The sequence below is a fragment of the Pseudarthrobacter sp. SSS035 genome, assembly GCF_023273875.1.
Taxonomy (GTDB): Bacteria; Actinomycetota; Actinomycetes; order Actinomycetales; family Micrococcaceae; genus Arthrobacter.
In genome coordinates, this window is sequence record NZ_CP096882.1 from 879183 (window position 1) to 902839 (window position 23657).

22 protein-coding genes are annotated in these 23657 nt (G+C 65.8%); 6 read left to right on the forward strand and 16 right to left on the reverse strand.

Translation table 11 applies throughout. From position 1 onward, the window contains the following. Positions 1-120: 120 nt before the first annotated feature. The 3 genes from MUN23_RS04020 to MUN23_RS04030 form a co-directional block, all read right to left on the reverse strand. The gene (locus MUN23_RS04020; RefSeq protein ID WP_248762229.1) at positions 121-1815 is read right to left on the reverse strand and encodes a thiamine pyrophosphate-binding protein; all 1695 of its coding nucleotides are present in this window, start codon (positions 1813-1815) and stop codon (positions 121-123) included. A gap of 5 nt (positions 1816-1820) precedes the next feature. Further along, on the reverse strand, positions 1821-2885 hold the full coding sequence (gene speB, locus MUN23_RS04025) for an agmatinase (protein ID WP_248763985.1): 1065 nt from the start codon (positions 2883-2885) through the stop codon (positions 1821-1823). Between the two features lie 172 nt (positions 2886-3057). Further along, positions 3058-3633, reverse strand: coding sequence for a helix-turn-helix domain-containing protein (locus tag MUN23_RS04030; RefSeq protein ID WP_058929916.1), 576 nt, complete (start codon positions 3631-3633; stop codon positions 3058-3060). Positions 3634-3917: 284 nt separating this feature from the next. On the opposite strand from MUN23_RS04030, the gene MUN23_RS04035 reads away from it, so the two are divergent. After that, complete coding sequence (locus MUN23_RS04035; protein ID WP_248762230.1) at positions 3918-5459, forward strand: sodium:solute symporter; 1542 nt, start codon at positions 3918-3920, stop codon at positions 5457-5459. Between the two features lie 135 nt (positions 5460-5594). On the opposite strand, the gene MUN23_RS04040 is transcribed toward MUN23_RS04035, so the two are convergent. After that, the gene (locus MUN23_RS04040; protein ID WP_248762231.1) at positions 5595-5819 is read right to left on the reverse strand and encodes a hypothetical protein; all 225 of its coding nucleotides are present in this window, start codon (positions 5817-5819) and stop codon (positions 5595-5597) included. Between the two features lie 229 nt (positions 5820-6048). Between MUN23_RS04040 and MUN23_RS04045 the strand changes: the two genes are divergently transcribed. Then, positions 6049-7227 carry a VIT1/CCC1 transporter family protein gene (locus tag MUN23_RS04045; RefSeq protein ID WP_371875976.1) on the forward strand — a complete coding sequence of 393 codons (1179 nt, stop codon included), beginning with the start codon at positions 6049-6051 and terminating at the stop codon, positions 7225-7227. 39 nt (positions 7228-7266) lie between these two features. Here the strand turns inward: MUN23_RS04045 and MUN23_RS04050 are convergent, their stop codons facing one another. From MUN23_RS04050 to MUN23_RS04070, 5 genes are all read right to left on the reverse strand, one after another. Beyond that, positions 7267-8400: an LOG family protein gene (locus MUN23_RS04050; RefSeq protein ID WP_248762233.1), complete on the reverse strand. Its 1134-nt coding sequence runs from the start codon at positions 8398-8400 to the stop codon at positions 7267-7269. A gap of 105 nt (positions 8401-8505) precedes the next feature. Beyond that, a complete protein-coding gene (locus MUN23_RS04055; protein ID WP_248762234.1) occupies positions 8506-9279 on the reverse strand; it encodes an SDR family NAD(P)-dependent oxidoreductase in 774 nt (257 codons plus the stop codon). 26 nt (positions 9280-9305) lie between these two features. Next, on the reverse strand, positions 9306-10691 hold the full coding sequence (locus tag MUN23_RS04060) for an MFS transporter (protein WP_248762235.1): 1386 nt from the start codon (positions 10689-10691) through the stop codon (positions 9306-9308). Positions 10692-10891: 200 nt separating this feature from the next. Then, positions 10892-11599 (reverse strand): FadR/GntR family transcriptional regulator, encoded by a 708-nt coding sequence (locus MUN23_RS04065; protein WP_248762236.1) that lies wholly within the window; start codon positions 11597-11599, stop codon positions 10892-10894. Between the two features lie 110 nt (positions 11600-11709). Then, positions 11710-12216, reverse strand: coding sequence for an SRPBCC family protein (locus tag MUN23_RS04070; protein ID WP_248762237.1), 507 nt, complete (start codon positions 12214-12216; stop codon positions 11710-11712). A 184-nt stretch (positions 12217-12400) separates the two neighbouring features. On the opposite strand from MUN23_RS04070, the gene MUN23_RS04075 reads away from it, so the two are divergent. After that, complete coding sequence (locus tag MUN23_RS04075; RefSeq protein ID WP_058929925.1) at positions 12401-13141, forward strand: GntR family transcriptional regulator; 741 nt, start codon at positions 12401-12403, stop codon at positions 13139-13141. 16 nt (positions 13142-13157) lie between these two features. Continuing rightward, positions 13158-14051: a 5-deoxy-glucuronate isomerase gene (gene iolB / locus MUN23_RS04080; RefSeq protein WP_248762238.1), complete on the forward strand. Its 894-nt coding sequence runs from the start codon at positions 13158-13160 to the stop codon at positions 14049-14051. 78 nt (positions 14052-14129) lie between these two features. Here the strand turns inward: iolB and MUN23_RS04085 are convergent, their stop codons facing one another. The 7 genes from MUN23_RS04085 to MUN23_RS04115 all read right to left on the reverse strand — a co-directional run bounded on the left by MUN23_RS04085 (position 14130) and on the right by MUN23_RS04115 (position 21250). Then, the gene (locus MUN23_RS04085) at positions 14130-15164 is read right to left on the reverse strand and encodes a Gfo/Idh/MocA family oxidoreductase (protein WP_248762239.1); all 1035 of its coding nucleotides are present in this window, start codon (positions 15162-15164) and stop codon (positions 14130-14132) included. Continuing rightward, positions 15161-15946, reverse strand: coding sequence for a TIM barrel protein (locus MUN23_RS04090; protein WP_248762240.1), 786 nt, complete (start codon positions 15944-15946; stop codon positions 15161-15163). Before MUN23_RS04090 ends, MUN23_RS04085 begins: the two co-directional genes overlap by 4 nt. After that, positions 15946-17034 (reverse strand): Gfo/Idh/MocA family oxidoreductase, encoded by a 1089-nt coding sequence (locus MUN23_RS04095; RefSeq protein ID WP_248762241.1) that lies wholly within the window; start codon positions 17032-17034, stop codon positions 15946-15948. Before MUN23_RS04095 ends, MUN23_RS04090 begins: the two co-directional genes overlap by 1 nt. A gap of 31 nt (positions 17035-17065) precedes the next feature. Further along, positions 17066-17983, reverse strand: coding sequence for an ATP-binding cassette domain-containing protein (locus tag MUN23_RS04100; protein WP_248762242.1), 918 nt, complete (start codon positions 17981-17983; stop codon positions 17066-17068). Positions 17984-17995: 12 nt separating this feature from the next. Next, a complete protein-coding gene (locus tag MUN23_RS04105) occupies positions 17996-19045 on the reverse strand; it encodes an ABC transporter permease (RefSeq protein ID WP_248762243.1) in 1050 nt (349 codons plus the stop codon). Positions 19046-19097: 52 nt separating this feature from the next. Beyond that, a complete protein-coding gene (locus MUN23_RS04110) occupies positions 19098-20090 on the reverse strand; it encodes a substrate-binding domain-containing protein (RefSeq protein ID WP_248762244.1) in 993 nt (330 codons plus the stop codon). 149 nt (positions 20091-20239) lie between these two features. Further along, positions 20240-21250 (reverse strand): LacI family DNA-binding transcriptional regulator, encoded by a 1011-nt coding sequence (locus MUN23_RS04115; RefSeq protein ID WP_248762245.1) that lies wholly within the window; start codon positions 21248-21250, stop codon positions 20240-20242. 154 nt (positions 21251-21404) lie between these two features. On the opposite strand from MUN23_RS04115, the gene MUN23_RS04120 reads away from it, so the two are divergent. Then, positions 21405-22592, forward strand: a complete 1188-nt coding sequence (locus MUN23_RS04120) for a Gfo/Idh/MocA family protein (protein ID WP_248762246.1) — start codon at positions 21405-21407, stop codon at positions 22590-22592. Continuing rightward, positions 22589-23608 (forward strand): sugar phosphate isomerase/epimerase, encoded by a 1020-nt coding sequence (locus MUN23_RS04125; protein WP_248762247.1) that lies wholly within the window; start codon positions 22589-22591, stop codon positions 23606-23608. The genes MUN23_RS04120 and MUN23_RS04125 overlap by 4 nt, the downstream gene beginning before the upstream one ends. The last annotated feature ends 49 nt before the right edge of the window (positions 23609-23657 follow it).

The following is a 23657-nucleotide window of genomic DNA, read 5'->3' on the forward strand; positions in this document are numbered from 1 at the left end:
AAGAAGAGATGGTCGGGTTCAGGAGCCCTTAAACGCCAAGCGCGAACCGGCAGCTAATACCCTCAAATTTGCTTGAGGAAGGTATTAGCTGCCAGTTCGCGCGTGGGGAGAGCTGGGTGTTCAGTCGTCCAGGTGGGTGGGTCCGAACATCTTGAGGAGCGTTTCGACGACGACGACGTTGGGTCCGTCCGCCGCGAAGCCCGCCCTGAGCGCGTTCCCGACGTCCTCGGGGGCCACCCGCGTGGCCGGCACGCCGAATGCTTCGGCGAGCTTGACGAAGTCGGGGCGCGCAAGCTCGGTGGCCGTGGCCTTGCCGAACGCGCCCACCATGTATTCGCGCAGGATGCCGTAGCCGCCGTCGTCAACGATCAGCCAGGTGACCGGGACGTTGTGCTGCTTGGCGGTGGCGAGTTCGGAAATGGAGTACATGGATGAACCGTCACCGGACACGGCAAGCACACGGCCCGGCTTGCCGACTGTTTCCAGCCCGACGGCGCCGCCGATGGCTGCCGGGAAGCCGTAGCCCAGGCCGCCGGCACCCTGGGCGGAGTGGAACTGGCCCTGCCGGGCATCCCAGCAGCTCCAGCCCCAGTACGCGGAAATGGTCATGTCCCAGAAGGTCTGCATGTCCGCGGGGACGGCTTCGCGGATGTCGGACATAAACTTCAGCTCTTTGCCCAGGTCCTGGGATTCGAGCCGCGCCTTGACCTTGGCGAGGGAGTCCTTCACCAGGTCCTCGGGGGTGGTCCCGTGCCAGCTGCGGGTGGCGTCGACGGGCGCTGCCAGGGCGTCGTCGAGTGCGCTGAGCGCCTGGCCGGCGTCGGCGCGGATGCCCAGGCCGGGGCTGTTCGATTCGAGGACGCGCGGTTCGGCGTCGATCTGGATGATGCGGCCGCGGGGCGCGAACGTGAAGTAGTTGGACGTGACTTCACCGAGGGACGAGCCGATGACAATCAGGACGTCGGCATCCTCCAGGAGGTCCGTCATGTGGCGGTCCTCGATCCAGGACTGCAGCGAAAGCTCATGGGTCCACGGGAAGGCGCCGTTGCCGCCGGGCGTGCAGATGACCGGCGCCCGCAGCTTCTCGGCAATCGAGAGCAGCGACTTTTCCGCCCGGCCACGCCGGGTACCGCCACCGGCGATGATGGCGGGACGTTCCGCCGTCGACAGCCATTTCACCGCTTCCCGGACCAGCTCCACGCGGGGCGGGTTGTCCGCTGCTTCGGCGAGGGCGTCCTCCACCGGGGGCACCATGATGGGATCCAGCAGCACGTTCTGCGGGATTTCCAGCCAGACCGGGCCCTGCGGCGAGGAGATGGCTTCGGTCCAGGCATCCTGGATGGCCGACGGGATGCCCGACGCGTGCTGGATCAGGCGCTGGCTCTTGGTGACGTTCGCGGCCGAGGCCTTCTGGTCGTCGAGCTGGTGCAGCATGCCCTTGCGGCGGGCGCCCAGTCCGTCGAGCGGGATCTGGCTGGCCACCACCACCATGGGCACACCCGTGGCGTAGGCCTCCTGCAGGCCGGCGAGGGACGTCAGCGCCCCGGGTCCGGTGGACAGGAACAGCACGCCCACTTCACCGGTGGCGCGGGAGTACCCGTCCGCGGCGAAAGCGCTGTTGTTCTCCACGCGGGAGGACACAAAGTGAAGGTTGCCGCGGCCCATGGCGTCAAACAGGCCGAGCGCGTGCTGGCCCGGGATGCCGAAGACGGTCTTCGCGCCGAGCGCTTCAAGGGTTTCGACGACGAGGTCCCCGCCGTTGCGCTGGCTGGTCCCCTTGGTAGGGGCTGCTGTGCCCGGATCGAAATCAATCATGGTGGCTACTCCTTGGTTCCGGCGGCGAAACCGGCAGGTTGGCGGGCTTCTTGGCCGAGAGCCTGGGCGGCGTAGCCGTTGGCTGTCCCGAACCGGTCACCTTCAACAGCATTGTCCGCCATCAGCGTGACCAGTTCATAGGCCACATGGCTGGCTGCCACGCCGGTGATTTCAGCGTGGTCGTAGGCCGGAGCAACCTCGACGATGTCGGCGCCCACCAGGTTCATGCCGCGGAAGCCGCGGATGATCTCCAGGAGTTCGCGGCTGGTGATGCCACCGGCCTCAGGGGTTCCGGTGCCCGGAGCGTGCGCGGGGTCCAGGACGTCGATGTCCACGGAGATGTAGAGCGGACGGTTGCCGATCCGGTCGCGGACCTTGGCCACCGTCTCCAGGACGCCCTGGTAGTAGACATCGGCGGAGGTGACGATGCCGAACCCGAAGCGGTGGTCGTCGTCGAGATCCTTTTTGCCGTAGAGCGGGCCGCGCGTGCCGATGTGGCTGATGGCTTCGGTGTCCAGGATGCCTTCTTCAACGGCCCGGCGGAACGGGGTGCCGTGGGTGTATTCGGCACCGAAGTAGGTGTCCCAGGTATCGAGGTGGGCGTCAAAGTGCAGCATGGCGACAGGTCCGCCGGCGCGCTCGGCGGCCGCACGGAGCAACGGCAGGGCGATGGTGTGGTCCCCGCCGAGGGTCACCAGTTTGCTGCCGGCCGCCGTGAGGTCCAGGGCGTTCTGCTGGATGGTTTCGATGGCTTCGTTGATGTTGAACGGGTTGACGGCCATGTCTCCGGCGTCGGCCACCTGGATGTTTTCGAACGGGCTGACGTCCCAGGCGGGGTTGTACGGGCGGAGCAGGCGGCTGGCCTCGCGGATGTGGTTGGAGCCGAAACGGGCGCCCGGGCGGTACGAAACACCCGAGTCGAAGGGCACGCCCACCACCGTCACGTCGGCCTTGGCCACCTGGTCCAGACGCGGCAGGCGGGCGTAGGTTGCAGCGCCGGCATAGCGCGGGATACGGGATGAATCGATGGGGCCAAGGTTGCCGTTGGCTTCGATGCGCAGCTCTTTCAAAATGAGCCTCTCCTTCGAGGATTGATCGGCGGGTGTGACAGCCATCATAGCCTGAAGTTTTCTAATGCGCATCAGTTGTTTACAAAACCACCATTGGCCAAGCTCACGCCGGCCGCCCCCGGGCACAAACCGGGAAGGAACGCAGCAACGCTAGCGAGCGGGGAGCGGCAACCTACCGGCTGGCCGCAGGGACCAGGACCCAGAGAACCTCGACGGCCTCGTCCGTGGGATTGACCCACGTGTGCGGTTCGCGGCCCGGGAAGGTGACGGTGTCGCCGGTGCTGAGCTCGTATTCCTCGTTGGTCAGGATCAGCCGGATGCGTCCCTTGATCACATGGAGCACATCCACGTCGCAGTCCACGGCGTACAGCTCAGCTTCGCCGCGGCCGTGCGGCTCAATGACGGCCTGGATGATCTGGATGCGCCGTTCGGAACGGGCAGTCAGCAGCCGCTCCACGATGCCCTCGCCGCCCAGGGAGATCCGTGGGCCTTCGTCCCTCTTGGTCAGGTGGGTTTCCGGGGCCACAAACAAGTCGCCGATCGAGATGGACAAGACCTGGCACAGGGTCACCAGCGACGCGACAGACGGCGACGTAAGGTCACGTTCCACGCGGCTGAGGAAGCCCTTGGTCAGGCCGGTGGCGTCGGCAACCTGCTCGATGGTCAGCCGCTGCGACTGCCGGGCGGCACGGATTCGGGAACCGATGGCAACGGGAACGTTGCTCGGCTCAACTGGCAGTGCCTTCATGTGCGGACCTTTCGTGGCCGGCGGTGCGGCCCCATCTCTGGAGCAATCCTAATGGCCAGCCGGCCCGTGTGACGTGGCGGACGCCGCGTCGAACAGCAGACAGTACGGCCGACCTTGACTGTTGCGTCGGTCACAGCATACGCTTTTGGGCAACAAGTGTTGTCTCTGAGGCAATATTTGAGGAACTCTTCCTCCCAATTCCACAAGAGCAGCGGAAAACCGGCCTCCCCAGCAGCGCCGCCGGGATTCCAGAAACACTGCAGATCAGCTCCAAGGAGCCCCAAATGGACGCTAACTTCGTCAACATCGCCATCGTGGTGGTGTACCTCATCGCCATGCTGGCCTTCGGCTGGTGGGGCAAGTCCCGCACCAAGAACAACAGCGACTTCCTGGTGGCCGGCCGCCGCCTCGGCCCCCTGCTCTACACCGGCACCATGGCCGCCGTCGTCCTGGGCGGTGCCTCCACCGTCGGCGGCGTCGGCCTGGGCTACAAGTTCGGCATCTCCGGCATGTGGCTGGTGGTCGCCATCGGCGCGGGTGTGCTCCTCCTGAGCCTGCTCTTCGCCGGCACCATCCAGCGGCTGAAGATCTACACGGTCTCCCAGATGCTCAGCCTGCGCTACGGCCAGCGCGCCACGCAGACCTCCGGCATCGTGATGCTGGCCTACACACTGATGCTCTGCGCCACCTCCACCGGCGCCTACGCCACCATCTTCGTGGTCCTGTTCGACTGGGAGCGTTGGCTCGCCATCGCAGTCGGCGGCGCCATCGTCCTGGTCTACTCCACCATCGGCGGCATGTGGTCCATCACCCTGGCCGACCAGGTGCAGTTCATCATCAAGACCGTGGGCATCTTCGCCCTGATGCTGCCGTTCACGCTCAACGCCGCCGGCGGCTTCGACGGCATCCGCAGCCGCGTTGACGCCAGCTTCTTCCAGCTTGATGGCATCGGCATGCAGACCATCATCACGTACTTCGTGGTCTACACCCTGGGCCTCCTGATCGGCCAGGACATTTGGCAGCGCGTCTTCACCGCCAAGACCCCCACCGTGGCACGCTGGGGCGGCGCAACGGCCGGCGTCTACTGCATCCTGTACGGCGTCGCCGGTGCCCTGATCGGCCTGGCCGCCCGCGTGGCCCTGCCCGACATCGACGTCGCCAACCTCGGCAAGGACGTTGTCTACGCCGAGGTCGCCACCCAGATCCTGCCGATCGGCATCGGCGGCCTGGTCATGGCCGCCGCAGTCGCCGCCATGATGTCCACCGCCTCCGGCGCCCTCATCGCAGCCGCCACGGTGGCCCGCGCCGACGTGGTGCCGTTCGTGGCCAGCTGGTTCGGCAAGACGATCAACACCGACGACACCGAAAACCCCGAGCACGACGTCAAGGCCAACCGCTACTGGGTCCTGGGCCTGGGCATCGTGGCCGTGCTGATCTCCATGGCGGCGCAGGACGTCGTGGTGGCACTGACCATCGCCTACGACATCCTGGTGGGCGGCCTGCTGGTGGCCATCCTCGGCGGCCTGGTCTGGAAGCGCGGCACCGGCATCGCAGCCGCCTGGTCCATGGCCGTTGGCTCGGTCCTGACCCTGGCACTGCTGATCATGTACGCCGTCGGGGTCATCCCCAGCGTTGACGGCGTCTACGCCAACGAACCCATCTACTGGGGCCTCGGCGCCTCGCTGGTTTCCTACATCGTGATCTCGCTGCTCACGCCCCCCACGGACCCCGAGGTCCGCGAGGCCTGGGAGAAGCGGGTCGCGGGAGCGGTCACCGAAGAGCTGCCCATGGAGGCCCACCCGGTCGCCAGCCACCCGAGCCACTAATCTCGACAGGCTCGATCACCGGAGATAACAGGCCCGATCACCGGCGGCCACTGAGCCCGCAGCTTCACTGAGTTAAGTACGACGGCGGCACTCCCCTTCGCTTCACCGCGAACCGGAGTGCCGCCGTCGTACGTTCTATTCGGTTCCGCGGAACTCGTCCTCATCGAGTGGAACCACGCGCTCCTCGGCGTCGACTGCCACCGGGACCGTGGGAACCACCACCTTTTCGGCGTCCAGGAATTCGTCTTCGGAGTCCCAGTCGTCTGCGCGGGCCGGTACGTCCTCGGCGTAGTCATAAGCGGGATCCGATTCGACGGATTCCAGGTGCGGCATGTCCGGGTGCTGTCCGGTGGTGCTCATGGTTCGACCTCCGATTGTTCGCCTGACGTGCTCTGTTGATGGGCGCCGCCGGTGGGCACAGGCAGTCACCACTCCTTCATCACAGCACCGCCGGTGGGCCCGGTCAAGAGCCGCAGCAACCCCTCCGGACACCTCCGGCGGACCGTCGTATTTTGAGGGAAACCTAAACTCCGCAGTGAGGGCAGCCAGCCGAAAATCCGCGGAATTCCGCGGTAAGCTGGGCGGTGCAATGGGGCCGAACCATGCCCATCCAGCACAGGAGCCTTGTGTGTCTCAGCACCCCAATCCCAGCCAAGCCCGGCCCGCGGAATCCATTCCATCCGCGCCGCAGCCCACGCCCGCCGACATCCGCCGGTGGCGGCAGTACCTGGCAGACGAACGGGCAGAGGCCGCCGTCTACCGCGATCTCGCCCAAAACCGCGACGGCGAAGAACGTGCCATCCTGCTGGCCCTCGCCGAAGCCGAGGGGCGGCACGAGGCCCACTGGCTGCGGCTCCTCGGCGACCACGCCCAAAAGTCCCGGCCGGCGTCCCTCCGCAGCCAGTTCCTGGGCTTCCTGGCCCGCCATTTCGGCTCCGTTTTCGTCCTGGCCCTGGCCCAGCGCGCTGAAGGCCGCTCCCCCTACGCCCTGGATCCCAATGCCACGGACGCCATGGCAGCGGACGAACAGATCCATGAAGAAGTAGTCCGAGGCCTGGCAACCCGTGGCCGCAACCGGCTTGCCGGGACGTTCCGTGCCGCCGTTTTTGGCGCCAATGATGGCCTGGTCAGCAACCTTTCGCTCGTGGTGGGCATGGCCGCTTCCGGAGTGGCGAGCGGCGTGGTGCTGCTCAGCGGCGTGGCAGGGCTCCTCGCCGGTGCCATGTCCATGGCCGCGGGCGAGTTTGTCTCCGTGCGGTCCCAGCGCGAGCTCCTGGCAGCCACGCGTCCCACCCAGATCACCCTCGCGGCCGCCCCGAAACTGGACATCGAACACAACGAACTGATGCTCGTCTACCTGGCGCGCGGGATGTCCCACGAAGCGGCCGAACACCGTGTGGCCGAACGCATGGGGCTGCTGAGCTGCGACTGCGATCCCAGCCTGTCGCTCCAGCCGGAGCTGCCGGAGGCGGAGGACCAGCACGAGGCTGTGGGCACCGCGTGGGGCGCGGCGCTGTCCAGCTTCTGCTTTTTCGCATCCGGCGCCGTGGTCCCCATCCTGCCGTTCCTGTTCGGCCTGACCGGGGTGACCGCACTGGTGGTGGCAGCAGTGCTGGTGGGGCTGGCGCTGCTGGCCACCGGCGGAATCGTGGGCCTGCTGTCCGGGACGTCGCCGCTGACGCGCGGGCTGCGCCAGCTGGGCATCGGCCTGGGCGCCGCCGCCGTGACCTACGTACTGGGGCTGGCCTTCGGCACCGTGGTGGGTTAACCGCCGAGCACGGGCGACGAGCCACCTGCTTGGAAAGTGCTAGCCGCCCAGCACCGCGAGCGCCTGGTCCACACTGTCCACCAGGAAGATCCGGTCCTCCATGGCCCGTCCGGCAGCGAGCCGCTGGAGCATGGGCCACGCGGGATACTCGTGCTCCCAGTGCTGCCGTCCCACCAGCACCATCGGCGTCACGGCTTCGCGGGCGCTGTAGTAGTTCTCGCAGGCGTCCTGGAAATTTTCCTGCACGGTACCGGCCGCTCCCGGGAGGAAGATGACGCCGCCGTCGCACAGTTCCAGCAGGATCGCCTCCCGGATGGCGTTGGCGAAGTACTTGGCGATGTGCGTGGCAAAGTAGTTCGGCGGCTCATGCCCGTAGAACCAGGTGGGGATCCCCAGGGACGGCGTTCCGCCCGGATGGCGTTCGACGACGGCGGCCGCCTCGCGTGCCCACGCGGCCACCGAGGGGCGGAAGCCGGGGACGGCTCCAAGGCCGGCGAGCGCCGCCGTGAACTCGGCGTGCGGAACTTGGCTCAGATACGCGCCGAGGTTTGCCGCTTCCATGGCACCCGGGCCGCCGCCGGTTGCCACGATCCGCCCGCTCTGCGCCAGGAGCCTGCCCAGCTCGGCTGCCTGAGCGAAGTCCGGGGTGCCCCGCAGGGCGGCATGCCCGCCCATCACGCCCACGGTGGTGCGGCCGGCGTAGGGGTCCGAGTGAGTGAACTCGTCCAGGGCGTCGCCGATGGCGTGGTCATGCAGCGCCGAGGCCAGGGTGGCGTCCAGCCGGTTGCGTTGCCCCGGGCGGATGCTCCACTGGTACACCAGGGCGTCAGGCAGCTCCTCATAGGGTGAGTTTTCCAGGCCGGCGTACAGTTCCTGCGGTGTATAGAGCCGGGCCCGGTAGGGATCGAACGGCACACCCTGCAGCCTGGGGAAGATCAGTGCGCCGCGGCGGCGAAGCCCGTCTTCAACGCCCTGGTCGAACGTGCAGCCCAGGAAAATGGCGCCTTCCACGTCCAGCGCCTCAAGCGCTGCCTTGCGGCCGCGCAGGTCCAGGGACTGGGCGTGCCAGCCGTGCATGGCCACCGCGCCGGCGGCGACCAGCCGGTCGAAGGCGTCCAGGCTCTCAACCTCGAGGGTCCGCGGGCTGGGGACCAGGCCGCCGGAGGGGTTCATAGTGCCAGCCTAGACTTCGGCCGAGGCTCCGGCACGGCACTGCACTGGCACGGGCACCCCCGCCGGAAAACCGGAGGGGGTGCCCGTGCCTGGTCCGGTTCCCGGTCAGGAAACCTGGAGGCCGCCGTTGATGTCGTAGGTGGCGGCGGTGATGTAGCCCGAGTCCTGGCCCAACAGGAAGGCGATCAAGGCTGCCACTTCCTCGCGGGTGCCCACGCGGCCCATCATGATGCCCTCGGACAGCTGCGCTTTGCGCTCATCGGTGAGGGTTCCACCCATGATGTCGGTGTCGATCGGGCCGGGGGCAATCGCATTGACCGTGATGCCGAACTCGCCGACTTCCCGGGCCAGGGCGCGGGTAAACCCGAGGATTCCGGCTTTGGTGGCGCTGTAGGCAACCTTCGAGAACGTTCCGCCGCCGCGCTGGGCGGAGATGGATGAGATGCTCACGATGCGCCCGAGCTTGCGCTCGATCATGCCCTTGAGGACCCGCTGGGAAACGATGAACGTACCGCGCATGTTGATGGCGAAGACGTTGTCCCACTCCGCCACGGTGGTTTCCATGAACGTCGTTGGGGAGCTGATCCCGGCGAGGTTGGCGAGCGCAACAATCGGGGGAAGCGCGTCTTCGATCTCGGTGATGGCCCGGTCAACGGACGCCTCGTCGGACACGTCGGCTCCAACGCCAATGGCCTTGACCGCACGGTTGGAGCCGATCTCCGCGGCGGCGGCCTTGGCGTCCTCCGCATTGATGTCGAGGATGGCGATTGACCATCCCTCGCTGGCCATCCGGTCAGCGGCGGCGCGCCCGATGCCGCGGGCCGATGCGGCGCCGGTCAGGACAACCGTGCGTTCGGAGGGGAAAGTGCTGGTAGTCATGGGGTTTTCCTTCAGTGATTTCGGGATCAGGAGATTTTGGTGGCGTGCGTGGAATCAGGGGTCACGGCGGCAGTCGCGGCAACTGCGGGATCCAGCGCGGCATCGCCTTCGGGGCGCTTGCGTGCGTAAAGGTAGGTGGCAACCGCCGTGACGCAGAGGCAGAAGGACAGGAACAGCAGGCCGCTCTGGTTGTTGCCCGTGGCGTCGTTCAGCAGGCCGACAGCGTAGGGGGCCACAAAACCGCCGAGGTTGCCCAGTGAGTTGATCAGGGCGAGGCCGGAAGCAGCAGCTGCCCCGGTGAGCGCGGCGGACGGCATAGACAGGAACGGGGCGATGGCGCCGTAGATACCCATGGCCGCGGCGGTCAGGGCAATGAGGGCCAGTACGGGGTTGACCGGGAGCAGGTAGCCTGCAGCAAGGAGGCCCATGCCGGCAAGGACCATGCTGACCGCACTGTGCCAGGCCCGCTTTCCGGTCTTGTCCGCACGCTTGCTCCAGAAGAACACAAAGACTGCGGCCACGGAGTAGGGAATGAGAACGATGAACCCGACCTGGGCGGTGGAGAACTTGCCCAGGGCGGCGACGATGGTGGGCATCCAGAGACCCAGTCCGTAGATGCCGCAGACCAGGCCGAAGTACAGGGCCGAGTAGGTCAGGGTCCGCTTGTCCTTGAGCCCGGACAGGAAGTTGTGGCTGCCGGAACTGGACTTGACGGCCAGTTCTTTGTCCATGGTGGTGGCAAGCCATTCGCGCTCGTCCGGGTTGAGCCACTTGGCATCCCGCGGGCGGTCGGTCATGAGGATGGGGGTGAGCAGGCCCAGGATGATGGCCGGGATACCTTCGATGATGTACAGCCACTGCCATCCATGAAGACCCATGATGCCGTCCATCTGGAGCAGCAGGCCGGAGACCGGGGCGCCGAGGGCGTTGGAGATGGGCTGGGCGAGGATGAAGATGCCCAGTACCGTGACGCGCTGAGCGGCAGGGAACCACAGCGTCAGGTAGAAAAGGATGGCCGGGAAGAACCCGGCCTCTGCCGCCCCCAGCAGGAACCGGATGACGTAGTAGGTCGTTTCGCCGTTCACGAGGCACATGGCCGTGGCGAAGATGCCCCACGTAATAAGGATCCGGGCCAGCCACTTGCGTGCGCCGAACCGGTACATGCCTGCGTTGCTGGGCACCTCGAGGAGCGCATAGCCGAGGAAGAAGATGCCGGCGCCGAGCCCGTAGGCTGCGGCATTCAGGCCGATGTCCTCGCTCATGGTGAGCTTGGCGAAGCCCACGTTGTTGCGGTCAAGGTAGGCAACGAAATAGAGGAGGACTATCAGTGGCATAACGCGGCGGCGGACCTTGCGGAGCGTACGCTCGCCAAGCTCGCCGAGCCCTGCGGATTTTAAGGAGAGTGAAGTCATCTTCGACCTTCTGTCTAACGGAGTCCTGCACCGGCGGTGGTGGCGGGAATCCGTGCGGATATCTTGGAGGGCCCCTGTTCGATGGGAACGGGATCCGATGCGATTTCAGTCAGATGTCAGACATCTGATCGAGCAACTGAGAAAAAGCTTAGGTTAGTGATGCGGATTACGTCAAGACCTGTTTGGTGCGGCCTGCAACGTCAGGATGCCGCGTGGTGCACGTAGCGTTCGTAGTCCCGGTATGTCTGGTCCATATGCTCGTCCATGGTGCGGCGGGCCAACTCGGCCTCGCCGCTGAGGATGCTTTCCATGACCTTTTGGTGGTACTCAATGGCGTGCATTTGGATCTCTTCGACGGCGGACGTTTCTCGCCGTTTCACGTAAAGGAGCTGACCCAGCTGCGCGAAAAGCGCCCGGACAAATGGATTGCCGGAGGCCTTCAACACTGCGTCGTGGAAGGCGATGTCCGCCGCCACGAAGGCTTCGAGGTCGCCGGAATCATGGAAGCGCTTCATGTCCGCAATGCACTCGCGCATCTGCTGCGCATGCTCGGGTGTATGGCGTTTGGCCGCGAGCGCAGCGGCCCCGGTTTCCACCATGCGCCGCATCTCGATCAACCCCACTGCGACCTGCTCCGCCCCATTGTCGTGCGAAGCGGCCTTGAAGATCGCATCCAGGCCGGTCCAGTTGTCGGTCGGGTTGACGAAGGTCCCGCGGCCGGCTTTAACGTAGAGGATGTTCTGTGCCCGCAGGGCCTTGAGTGCCTCGCGCACTGTGAGGCGGCTGACGTCGTAGGCTTTGGCGATGTCGGCTTCGGGCGGTAAGGCTGCGTGGGGCTGCAGTTTGCCGTCCAGGATGTCTTCGAGCAGGCCGTCGACAAGGTCGTCAACAAGTGTCCTGCGGCCCATCGTGCTTCCCACCTTTAGTCTTACCCCGTACTCCGGGTGCCATCCACATTACAGAAGCCGCCGTATGGACCGGGACGCCCGCCAGCCTCACCGCCCGTTGAAGCTGCGTCTCAGGAAAGAAACGGCGTCTCAGGAAATCCCGTATTGCCGGCCTCGCGCCGACCGGAGGCCGCAAGGTAGGCCTCAAGATTGGTTAGTGTCTTTTCGATGCTGACGGGGTGGCGGCGCAGGTAACCTGCCAGCCGAAGGAAAAACTTCCCACGGACCGAAGTGGCGTCCCATTGTTCGGTCACGCGCGTGCCGGCAGTACCGTCGGCGCCGGTGGCCGGTTCCAGGATGTAGCGCCAGATGTGGCCGTAGAAATGGCGCCAGGCAATGCGCCTGCCTTCCTCGAATTCGGAGACCGTGTTCAGGATTTTGTAGTCCACGGCCATGTTCATTTCCATGCCAAAGCGGGCTCCGAGGCTCAGCCGTTCCGGGCCGCGCGGCTGGGCGCCCTTCACGGTGCCGGAACCGTCGATCGCACTGTGCAGCGCCGGAGTGGCCAGGACTTCAAAGATCATTTCGGGCGGGGCAGCGATGAAGCGTTCGCGGGACACGAGGTATCGGTTGTTCATCCCCCCAGCCTAGGACTATGTGCACGAATGGCGGTGCGCCCGCCAGTGTCAGCCTTGACCGCCAAAGTTCGGCTGATATTATCAACAAAGGCAGTATGTCCTATCAAGCGAACATAGTAGGACATGGATTCCCTCCCGGGCCTCGGGCGGGCACCAGCTTCCGGCATGGAACGAGGAATATCCAGTGGCGAATCAACTTGGTCTCATCATCGACCGCTCCTCGCCCGTACCCCTGTACCACCAGGTGGTACAGGGCATCGAGGCCGCCATACACAGCGGAATCCTGGAACCCGGCAGCCGGCTGGAGAACGAAATCGATCTCGCGGCCCAGCTGAACCTCTCCCGGCCCACCATGCGCAAAGCCATGGACGAACTGGTCCGCTCGGGGCTGCTGGTCCGCAAGCGCGGCGTGGGTACCCAGGTGGTCTCCAGCCAGGTCCGCCGCCCCCTGGAGCTCTCCAGCCTGTTTGATGACCTCTCCAACAACGGCAAGAAACCCACCACCCAGGTGCTGACCTTCTCCCACATGGAAGCCGACGCTGCGACGCTCGCCACCCTCGAACTGCCGGCCGGCTCCAAGGTGTACCACTTCACCCGCCTGCGGAAAGTGGGCGGCAAGCCCCTGGCCCTGATGGAGAACTGGGTCCGGGACGACATCGCCACCATGGACGAAGCCATGCTGGCCTCTGAGGGCCTCTACGCCATTCTCCGCCGCGGCGGCGTCAACTTCCGCCTGGCCTCGCAACGGATCGGCGCGATGATCGCCAACGACTACCAGGCGCGCCTGCTGGAGGCCGAGGTCAACTCCGCCCTGGTCACCATGGAGCGCACCGCAACGGACGACGCCGGCCGCCGCGTGGAAACCGGACACCATGTGTACCGGGCGGATTCGTACAGCTTTGAAATGACACTCGTACAGCGATAGCGCAAGGAATACATCAATGACTAACTGGGTCTATCCCCTGGGCAGCGCCGCCGACGGCGGCTGGGACATCTCGCTCGGAACCTCCGATTCAAACCTGGCCGTGGACGGCTGGGCCCATACGGGCCTGAAGGTGGCCACCTTAACTGCAGGGGCCGACGTCGTTCTCCCGGCAGCGGACGAGGAGCGGATTGTGGTTCCCCTCAACGGCTCCTTCACCGTCTCCGTCGACGGTGAAGACTATGTCCTGGCGGGCCGGGCGTCCGTGTTCCACGGCCCCAGCGACGTGCTGTACTCGGGCACGGGCCGGACCGTCACCATCAGCTCGTCCGACGGCGGACGGGTGGCGGTCGCAACCGCACCGGCAAAGGCCGCCTATCCCACCCGCCTGGTCACGGCGGCGGAGACACCCGTGGAACTGCGCGGGGCCGGCAACTGTTCCCGCCAGGTCCATAACTTCGGCACGCCTGCGGCCCTCGAGGCTGACCGTTTCATCGTGTGTGAAGTCCTCACCCCCGCCGGGAACTGGTCCTCCTACCCTCCGCACAAGCACGATGAGGAAAAGGACGGCGAAACGAACCTCGAGGAGATCTATTACTTCGAGACGCAGGTGGCTGCGGGCTCCGGCGCACCCGCCGACGCCGACGCCATCGGCTACCAGCGCGTCTACGCCTCGGATGAACGTCCCATCGACGTGGCAGCCGAGGTCCGCACGGGCGACGTTGTGCTGGTCCCCTACGGTTGGCACGGCCCCGCCATGGCGGCGCCGGGCTACGACCTGTACTACCTGAACGTGATGGCCGGCCCCGGTCCCGTCCGTGAATGGCTCATCAGCGACGACCCGCACCACGGCTGGGTCCGCCAAAGCTGGGACGGCCAGGACATCGATCCCCGGCTGCCGTTCACGGCGTAGAGACCACGGGTTTAGAGGTCAAAAAAATGCCCCTCCGGAACGGATTCCGGAGGGGCAATTTTCATGGCTGCCGTTAGCTCACCTGGCTACGCTGATGGCCACCTTGACCGGGACGCCCGTAGCCAGTGATTCCTGGGCGGCGTCAGCCACGCGGGAAGCCGCCACGGCGTCCTCCGGGGTGCAGGGATTCTCCCGCCGGCCCAGGATCAGCTCCACAAACGCGGCCATTTCGGAGCGGTACGCCTGGTCAAAGCGCTCGGCGAAGGTCCTGTGGGGTTCCCCGGCGGGGAAGTCGATCCCGGCTTCGGCCGACGCCATGGCCGTTTGCTCATCGAGGCCAACCATCAGCGACCGTTGGGATCCCTGGATTTCCAGGCGGACGTCGTGGCCGGCCCCGTTGTAGCGGGTGGCTGACACGGTGCCGACTGTGCCGTCGTCGAACGTGATCAGTGCCAGCGCCGTGTCCACGTCTCCGACGGCGCCGATGGCCGGGTCGCCGTTGTTGGAGCCCTTGGCGTAGACCTCCACGATCTCGCGGCCGGTCAGCCAGCGGAGGATGTCGAAGTCGTGGACGGAGCAGTCGCGGAACAGGCCGCCGGAACTGGCGAGGAACTCCACGGGCGGCGGCGCCATGTCGCAGGTGACGGCACGCAGGGAGTGGATCCAGCCCAGCTCGCCCGCTTGGTAGGCACGCTTGGCCTCAAGGTAGCCGTGGTCAAAGCGGCGCTGGTGGCCGATCTGCACCACGCCGTTGTTGTCGCGGATGTAGTCCAGCACGGGCAGGGCGTCCGCCACGTTCATGGCCACCGGTTTTTCGCAGAAGACGGGGATTCCGGCGTCCACGCCCGCCTTGATCAGTTCGGGGTGGGTACCGGTCCCCGTGGCGATGACCAGTCCGTCCACGCCGGCGGCGATGAGTTCCGCCACCGAAGGCAGGAAGCCGGCACCGAGGCCGGCAGCAATGCCCTTGGCGTGGTCCTCGGCGACGTCGGTGAGCATCAGCCTGACGTTTACGCCCTCCGGGTTGAGAACTCCGTTGAGCGCGGCGATGTTGTTCGCGTGCATCACGCCGATGCGCCCCACCCCGACCAGACCGAGAATGACGTCCTTCATAGTTTTTCCTCTCCATAGACAGTGAATGCGGACCGGAAGGCGTCCAGGGCAGCATCGCTGTCGCCCTGGGCCCACGCTTCCATGCCCACCGTTCCCTCGTAGCCGGCCTCCGCGAGCGCCCTGGCGACGGCCGCGTAGTTGATTTCCCCTGTTCCGGGTTCGCACCGCCCCGGGACGTCAGCCACCTGGATCTCGCCGATGTAGGGCAGGGCCGTCCGCACCAGCTCAATGAGGTTTCCCTCCCCCAACTGGGCGTGGTACAGGTCCAGCATCAGTTTGGCGTGGGGGTGGCCGGCAGCCTCCACCAGTGCCAGGGTGTCCTTTGCGCGTGCCAGCGGGATGCCGGGGTGGTCAAGGATGGTGTTGAGGTTCTCCAGGCAGAAGGTCACGCCGTACTTCTCCCCCAGCCTGCCGAGGCGTTCCAGCGTCCGCGCGCCGGTGCTCCACATGCGGCCGGTGGGCCGGTAGACAGGGCGGGCGGCCTGGCCGTCGATGAGTTCTGCCGGGTGCACCACCATGCGGCTGACGCCGAGTTCCAGGGCGGTGGGGATCAGCGATTCCGCAGTCCTCACCACCTCATCGGCCGAGTCCGGGTCCACCAGGCTGCCTGCGGTGTAGCCCGTCATGGAGGAAAACACTGCGCCGGTGGCCTTGAGCGCACGGATGTCCTTGCCCCGCGAATCCCACAGTTCGACGTCGAAACCGGACTCGTGGATCCGGCGCACGCGTTCCACAAACGGAAGGTCGGTAAAGACCATCTCCGCGCAGACTGCCAGGCGCATCAGACGGCTGCCGTCTCTTTGACCGCCACCGGGGCGCGGCGCTTAACCGATTCGATGCACGCCAGTGCCATGGCCAGCGCACGGCGGGCATCGGCGCCACCCGGCGTGAGGGTGAAGTCGGACGACGACGGCGGCATGCCGTCGCGCCGCGCCCGCACCATACCGGCGAAGTCGGCGAGTTCGTCCGTGTAGGCCTGCCGGAACAGTTCAACGTTGAGCCGCGGGGTATCGGCGGAGAGTCCCTCCGCGGTGTAGCGCCGGGCCGCCGTTTCCGTGGCGCGGCCCGCCTGGACCATCCCTTTGGAACCAAAGACTTCGCCGCGGATGTCGTACCCGTACAGGGCGCTGAAGTTTGCCTCGGCCACGGCCACCGCACCATTGCTGTAGCGGATGGTCACCACCGCGGTGTCCAGGAACCCCTGGTCGCGCAGGGAGGGTTCCACCAGGGCGTCCGCCACAGCGTAGACCTCCACGGGCTCGGCACCTTCGTTGAACCAGTTGAGGGTGTCGAAGTCGTGGATGAGCGTCTCCAGGAAGATGGTCCAGGCCGGGACCCTGGCCGCGTTCGGGATGCTTCCGGTCCCGGGATCGCGCGTCAGGGAGCGCAGGAGCTGCGGCGTTCCGGCGATGCCTGCGGCCAGGTCCTTCTTGGCGGCCAGGAAGTCATCGGCGTAGCGCCGGTTGAAGCCGATCTGGAAATGCACGCCGGCTTCTTCAACGGCCGCAAGCGCGGCATCGAGCTCGTCGAGCCCCTGGCCTGCCGGCTTTTCGCAGAAGACGTGCTTGCCCGCGGCAGCGGCCTGGGCAATCAGTGACGAGTGGAAGCGTGCCGGGCTGGCGATCACGACGGCGTCGATCTCCGGATCCGCCAGGATGTCTTCTGCGTTGGCCGTCACCTTGGCCGTCCCCAGCGACTGGGCCAGGGCCTGCGCGGATTCCACGTTGGGGTCGGCGATGGCCGCCAGGACGGCGCCCGGGACGCGGCGGGCGATGCTGTCGGCATGGAACGCCCCCATCCAGCCGGAGCCGATGAGTCCGATCCGGACGGGAAGGGCGACGCCGGACGGGTTGCGGTTCAGATAAGCCAAGGGCTTGTCCTTTCAGGAATGGGGACGGCAGTTAGTGGCGGGGAGTGCCGGCGGTCTGTGCCACCCCGGCCACTTCGCTCTTGACTTCCTTGACGATGTCGCTGTGGCCGCCGAGCTGTTCGAGTTCGTGGGCGAGTTCGGCGAGTTCGGCGCCGCCGGCCATCTGGGCGGTGAGCTCGTCGAGGGTGATGTCCTTCTTGTCGTAGTAGCCGATTGACTTGCCGCGCTTGAGCAGCAGGAACCGGTCCCCGACCGGGAAGGCGTGGTGCGGGTTGTGCGTGATGAAGATGACGCCCAGGCCGCGGTCGCGGGCCTGCAGTATGTACCGCAAAACCACACCGGACTGCTTCACCCCGAGTGCCGCCGTCGGCTCGTCCAGGATCAGCACCTTGGCACCGAAGTAGACCGCGCGGGCGATCGCGACACACTGGCGTTCACCGCCGGAGAGCTGCCCGATGGGCTGCTCCACGTCGCGGAGGTCGATGCCCATCTCGGCGAGTTCCTTGAGCGTGATGGCTTTCATCTTCTCGACGTCCAGGCTCTTGAACGGGCCAAAACCACTGGTCAGCTCGGAACCGAGGAAGAAGTTCCGCCAGATCGGCATCAGCGGGACCACCGCGAGGTCCTGGTAGACCGTGGCGATCCCGGCGTCGAGCGCGTCGCGGGGCGAGGTGAATTTGCGTTCCTCGCCCATGATGTTCAGGACTCCGGCGTCGTGCTGGTGCAGCCCGGCAATGATCTTGATCAGCGTGGACTTACCGGCGCCGTTGTCGCCCAGGACGCAGGTGACCCGGCCGTTGTCCACGGCCATGGTGACATCGGAGAGGGCGATGATGTTGCCGTAGTGCTTGCCGACTCCCTCGAGGGACAGCAGGTGGACGGGGGTGTGGGTGAGGGGATCTGTCTCGTTCTGGAGCAGCGTTTGCTGGTCGATTTCCTTGGCGTTCATTTCTCCGGCCCCTTACTTGAGTTCCGCGCGGCGTTTGACGATGAGGTTGACGATGGTGGCCAGCAGCAGCATCAGGCCCAGGAAGAACTTGAACCAGTCCGGGTTCCACTGCGCATAGACGATGCCCTTGTTGGCCATCCCGAAGATGAACGCGCCGATGGCCCCGCCGATGGCCGAGCCGTAGCCGCCGGTCAGGAGGCAGCCGCCGATGACCGCGGCGATGATGTAGAGGAACTCGTTGCCCACGCCTTCACCGGACTGCACGGTGTCGAAGGCGAAGAGGTTGTGCATGCCCAGGATCCAGCCGCAGAAACCCACTCCCATGAAGAGCCCGATCTTGGTGGCCTTGACCGGGACGCCCACGGCGCGGGCCGCGTTCTCATCCCCGCCGACGGCGAAGATCCAGTTGCCCACCCGGGTCCGCATGAGCACCCAGGTGGCCACGGCGACGAGGGCGATCCAGATGAAGACCGTGATTTTGACGTCGATGCCGCCGATGGTGACGGAGGAGGCAAACACTGCGCGGGCGGAGTCGAAGCCGTCCATGACAGAGATGGACGGCGATGACACGGAGCCGCCGATCAAGCGGGTCAGGCCCAGGTTCAGGCCGGTCAGCATCAGGAAGGTGGCCAGGGTGACGATGAAGCTGGGAAGTTTGGTCTTCATCAGGATCCAGCCGTTGATGTAGCCGATGGCCAAAGAGACCAGCAGGGCCAGCAGCACCCCGACCCAGACATTCGTGGTGAAGTACCAGCTGAACATCGAGGCGGTCAGCGCCGACGAGATCACGGCGACACCGGTGGAGAGGTCGAACTCCCCGCCGATCATCAGCAAGGACACCCCCACGGCCATGATGCCGATGGTGGAGCTGCCGTACAGGATGGTGGCCAGGGCGTTGGGCTGGGTAAACGTCGGGGAAACCAACGCGAAGAAGACGAAAAGGACGATTGCGCCCACGAGGGCACCGACCTCGGGCCGGCTGAGGAGTTTCTGCAACGGGCTGCGTTTGGCGACGCGTTCATCAATCGCCGGTAATTTGAGCTTGGGCTGGGTCATGGTCATGATGATTCTCCTTGCTGCCGGGCCGGCGTTGGCCGGCCCGGCCAGCGGGCTGTTAGCGGATACCCTGTTCGGCGAACTTCAGGACTTCGGCCGCGTTGGACTGGTCGATGATGGCCGGGCCGGTCAGGACCGACTGGCCGCCGCCGAGCTTGAATCCGCCGCGCTTGTTTTGCCACAGCGCATCCACGGCGCTGTAGCCCTGCAGCCATGGCTGCTGGTCAACGGTGAACAGCACGCTGCCGTCGGAGACCTTTTGGGCCAGTTCCTTGTTCAGGTCGAAGCTGGCAACCTTGGCGGCGCTTCCGGCGGTGGAAACGGACTTCAGGAGGGTCAGCGTGATAGGGGCACCCAGGCCGATGATCACGTCGGCGTCTTTGGAAGCCTGCAGCTTGGCCGTCGCCGTTGATTCAACGGACGTCATGTCGGCGCCGTTGACGTACAGGATTTCCGTCCCGGGCACCTTGGCCTTCACACCGGCACAGCGGGCTTCGAGTCCCACGTGCCCCTGCGCCTGGATCACGCAGACCGGGTGCTTGAACCCACCCTCGGCGAGCTTTGTGCCCACGGCCTGGCCGGCGAGCTGTTCGTTGGAACCGAAGTGGGTGAACGCTCCGAGCTGCGCGGAGGCCGATTCGCCGGCGTTGAAGCTGACAATCGGAATGCCCGCGTCGGCGGCCTTCTTCAGCGCACCCTTCAAAGCCTCAGGCGTGGCAAGGGTCACGGCGATGCCGTCCACCTTCTGGTCCACGGCCTGCTCGATCAGCTGGGCCTGCCGGCCGGCCTCCGGATCGGAGGTGTACAGCAGCTCGACGTTGTCCTTCGCCGCAGCCTCCTCGGCGCCCTTGCGGACGGTATCCCAGAACGTGTCGCCAGCGGGGGCATGGGCGATCAGGGCAATCTTGATCCGGTCCGTGGTGGCGACCTGTCCGCCGCCCACGTTGCCGGTATCCGCCGGCCTGCCGCCCGTGCTTGAGCAGGCACTGAGCGCCAGCAGGGGAACAACAGCCGCTACCACGGCCGTCTTCCGCCAGGAAAAGTTCTTCACGATTTATCTCCTTTGATAAGGGTTCCGGCCCTGCCACTCTGCAGGAGCTCAAGGCCCTCTACTCAGATCATGGTGAATCAGCTCACACTTTGTCAATAGTTTGTCCTGACATTAGGATGTTTTAACGTAAAGAATCTCCTGGGGCCGCCCTAAGATGCCGGCGGGGCCGTGGTTCCGCGGACAACCAGGACAGGCTCGATCAGCTTCTGCTGAGGTCCAATCGCGGGGTCCTGAATGCGTGCCAGCAATGTTCGGGCGGCGTCGACGCCCACCACGTCGCTTCGGTTGTCCACCGAGGTCAGGTCTAGGTAGCGGGACTTGGCAAGCGGCGAATTGTCGTAGCCGATCACGGAGATGTCCCCAGGCACCGAGAGTCCCCTCGATTTGATCGCAGCCAAAGCACCCAACGCCATGGTGTCGTTGGCTGCGAAGATGGCCGTGGTCTCCGGGTGGTGGTCGAGGAGCCAGCATGCCGAGGTGTAGCCGTCCTCCTCGGACGTGCCGCCGGTCTCCGCGATCAGAACGTCGACGCCGGCCTCCTCCATCCGCCGCCGGAAACCGAAGCGCCTGTGGGCTGATGCGCCGTCGGACCCTGACAGGTGGCCGATGCGGGTATGGCCGAGCCCCAGTAGGTGGCTGGCGGCCATGGCGCCCCCACCGTCGTCGTCGTTGGTTATCAGATCGGCGCCAGCAGGGACGCCTTTGCGCCACCCGGCCACCACCGTGGGAACCCAGGTTTTGGCGAGCATGGATTCACTGGGTTCCGCCGCAATCACCAGTGCGTCGACATGCATGGCCAGCAACCCATCCGTGGCTTCCTTGATGCGGTTTTCGCCGGGACGGGAGTCGGCCAGCATCACCTGGTAACCAAGGTCCGAGAGGACCGATTCCATCCCCCGCAGCAGATCGACGAACCACAGGTTCCGGTAGTCGTCGATCACCAGCCCGATGCTCTTCGTCCGGCTGCTGGCAAGCGTGGTGGCGGCGCGGCTGGGGCGGTACCCCAGGTCCGAGATGGCCGCCTGGACGGCTTCCCGGCGCTTGTCGCTCACCCGTGCGGGGTTCTGCAGGACGAGTGACACCAACGACGGCGAGACGCCCGCCTGCTTGGCCACGTCATAGATCGTCGGGCGTCGGGTCTTGGGGCTGTGCAACGTCATCGGAGGTGCCTTTCGTATCTGCCCTTGAGGATATCCGCAGGATGATTGACAGGACATACATACATGGATACGCTCAGATCCAGTGCACTAAATTGTAGCGCTACAGAATGCCGTTGGACCTTCCCGCCGCGGCTGAATTTCAAAGGAGAAATCAATGGCTGAAAGCCTAGGCGTCGCCGTCATCGGTGCAGGCATGGCCGGCAAGGCCCACGCTGCCGCGTACCGCACCGCGTCTGCCCTCTACAGCCCGGCACTTCCCCCGGTGCGCCTGGTCTCGATCGGCGACGTCAACGCCGAATTCGGCTCATTGGCCGCCCGCCGTTTCGGATACGAGCGCAACGACACGTCATGGCAGGCTATCGCCGAGGCCGATGACATCGACGTCGTCAGCGTGGTCATCGCCAACTCGCTCCACCGCGAAGTGGTGGAGGGCCTGCTCGCTGCCGGCAAGCACGTTTTGTGCGAAAAGCCGCTGAGCGACTCCCTGGCAGACGCCCGCGCCATGGCCGAGGTAGCCCGCGCCGCTGAGGCCGGCGGCACGATCGCCCGCATTGGCTTCACCTTCCGCCGCACCCCCGGCATCGCCTACATCCGGGACCTGATCCGCAACGGCGTGCTCGGCAACGTCCTGCACTTCAGCGGCCGCTACTGGACCGACTACGGCTTCAGCCCCGCCGCACCCATGAGCTGGCGCTACAAGGGTGGCCCCGGCTCCGGTGCGCTCGCCGACGTCGGAAGCCACCTGACGTACATCTCCGAGTTCCTCTGTGGCGACATCAAGTCGGTCACCGGCGGCAGCCTCAGCACGGTGATCGACAAGCGGCCCCTGCCGCTCGCGGCCGTCATGGGCCACGACCACGTTGCGGTCAGCGATACCTTCGAAGCCGTCGAGAACGACGACTACGCAGCATTCAACGCGGAGTTCGGCACGGGCGCCGGCAGCTTTGAAGTCTCCCGGGTTGCAGCCGGCCATGCCAATAGCCTCCAGTTCGAGGTGTTCTGCGAGAACGGTGCCGCCAAGTTTGACCAGCGCCGCCCCGCCGAAATCCAGCTGTTCCTCAACGACGGCTCCGGCAACGAGAACGGCTACCGCCAGGTCATCCTCGGCCCGGGACACCCCTACATCGCCGGTGGCCTCGCCATGGACGCCCCCGAAGTCGGCTTCGGCCAGAACGACGCGTTCGGCTACCAGGCCCGAGCATTCCTCGAAGAGGTTGCCGGCCTCAGCGAGGAAGAGTCCCTCCCCCGCTGCGCCACGTTCGACGAAGGCGTGCGCAACATGGAACTGCTCGGCGCCGTCACCGAATCCGCCCTGAACAACGGAAAGAAGATCACGCTATGAGGCTCGGCGTCTACAACGCGGTCCTGCACGACCGGCCGCTTCCCGAAGCACTGAAGGTCATTGCCGAGCTTGGCCTCACCGGCATCGAGATCAACACCGGCGGGTTCCTCCCCGCCGTGCACGTCCCCACCATGGACCAGATCCTGGAAAGCGATGCCGCACGCGATGACTACCTGGCGGTCTTCGAGGGGACCGGCGTTTCCATCGCGGGCCTCAACTGCAACGGCAACCCGCTGCACCCCAACCGTGAGATCGGCGAGAAGCACGCCGAGGACATCCGCCGCTCCATCCGGCTGGCCAGCCGCCTCGGCCAGGACCGGGTGGTCACCATGTCCGGCCTGCCCGGCGGAGAGCCCGGAGCCACCACCGTCAACTGGGTGGTCAACGCCTGGAACTCTGCAGCACTGGACGTCTTGGACTACCAGTGGGGCGTGGCCGCGGAATTCTGGAAGGAAACCGACCGCCTGGCGGCTGACCACGACGTCAAGGTGGCTCTCGAACTCCACCCGCAGAACCTCGTCTTCAACACCGCCGACGTCCGCAAGCTGATCGAGCTGACCAACGCCACGCATGTCGGCGTCGAGCTGGATGCCTCCCACCTGTTCTGGCAGCAGATGGATCCGGTCGCCGTGGTGCGCGAACTCGGACCGCTCGTCTTCCAGGCAGCGGCGAAGGACGTCCGGGTCAACACCGAAAACGCCGCGCTCTATGGCGTGCTGGACAACAGCTTCCGCCGGCTTGCGCCGGAAGAAAACCGCACCAACCTCGGCGGCAACGAGTGGGCCAACGAGTGGCCCAAGAATTCCGCCTGGGACTTCGTGGCCCTGGGCCGCGGGCACAACACCGCCTATTGGACGGAGTTCCTCCGGGCCCTGCACGAGGTGGACCCGGAGATGCTGGTCAACATCGAGCACGAGGACGTTTCACTCGGCCGGATCGAGGGCCTGCAGGTGGCATCCAAGGTGCTGCGGGATGCTGACGCTGCGCTCAGGTCTTCGTTGAACGTGACCGCTTAGTCAACCAACCAGACAGGCAATCAGTCAGGCATGGGCCTGTGGACAGCAA

Bases quoted from the DNA above. Each gene is read 5' to 3' on its own strand.
- MUN23_RS04085 (WP_248762239.1), bottom strand. From the start codon at position 15,164: ATGAAGGACGTCATTCTCGGTCTGGTCGGGGTGGGGCGCATCGGCGTG.
- iolB (WP_248762238.1), top strand. From the start codon at position 13,158: ATGACTAACTGGGTCTATCCCCTGGGCAGCGCCGCCGACGGCGGCTGG.
- MUN23_RS04060 (WP_248762235.1), bottom strand. From the start codon at position 10,691: ATGACTTCACTCTCCTTAAAATCCGCAGGGCTCGGCGAGCTTGGCGAG.
- MUN23_RS04115 (WP_248762245.1), bottom strand. From the start codon at position 21,250: ATGACGTTGCACAGCCCCAAGACCCGACGCCCGACGATCTATGACGTG.
- MUN23_RS04120 (WP_248762246.1), top strand. From the start codon at position 21,405: ATGGCTGAAAGCCTAGGCGTCGCCGTCATCGGTGCAGGCATGGCCGGC.
- MUN23_RS04020 (WP_248762229.1), bottom strand. From the start codon at position 1,815: ATGATTGATTTCGATCCGGGCACAGCAGCCCCTACCAAGGGGACCAGC.
- MUN23_RS04105 (WP_248762243.1), bottom strand. From the start codon at position 19,045: ATGACCATGACCCAGCCCAAGCTCAAATTACCGGCGATTGATGAACGC.
- MUN23_RS04070 (WP_248762237.1), bottom strand. From the start codon at position 12,216: ATGAACAACCGATACCTCGTGTCCCGCGAACGCTTCATCGCTGCCCCG.
- MUN23_RS04055 (WP_248762234.1), bottom strand. From the start codon at position 9,279: ATGACTACCAGCACTTTCCCCTCCGAACGCACGGTTGTCCTGACCGGC.
- MUN23_RS04125 (WP_248762247.1), top strand. From the start codon at position 22,589: ATGAGGCTCGGCGTCTACAACGCGGTCCTGCACGACCGGCCGCTTCCC.
- MUN23_RS04045 (WP_371875976.1), top strand. From the start codon at position 6,049: ATGGGGCCGAACCATGCCCATCCAGCACAGGAGCCTTGTGTGTCTCAG.
- MUN23_RS04050 (WP_248762233.1), bottom strand. From the start codon at position 8,400: ATGAACCCCTCCGGCGGCCTGGTCCCCAGCCCGCGGACCCTCGAGGTT.
- MUN23_RS04040 (WP_248762231.1), bottom strand. From the start codon at position 5,819: ATGAGCACCACCGGACAGCACCCGGACATGCCGCACCTGGAATCCGTC.
- MUN23_RS04035 (WP_248762230.1), top strand. From the start codon at position 3,918: ATGGACGCTAACTTCGTCAACATCGCCATCGTGGTGGTGTACCTCATC.
- MUN23_RS04030 (WP_058929916.1), bottom strand. From the start codon at position 3,633: ATGAAGGCACTGCCAGTTGAGCCGAGCAACGTTCCCGTTGCCATCGGT.
- MUN23_RS04090 (WP_248762240.1), bottom strand. From the start codon at position 15,946: ATGCGCCTGGCAGTCTGCGCGGAGATGGTCTTTACCGACCTTCCGTTT.
- MUN23_RS04100 (WP_248762242.1), bottom strand. From the start codon at position 17,983: ATGAACGCCAAGGAAATCGACCAGCAAACGCTGCTCCAGAACGAGACA.
- MUN23_RS04065 (WP_248762236.1), bottom strand. From the start codon at position 11,599: ATGGGCCGCAGGACACTTGTTGACGACCTTGTCGACGGCCTGCTCGAA.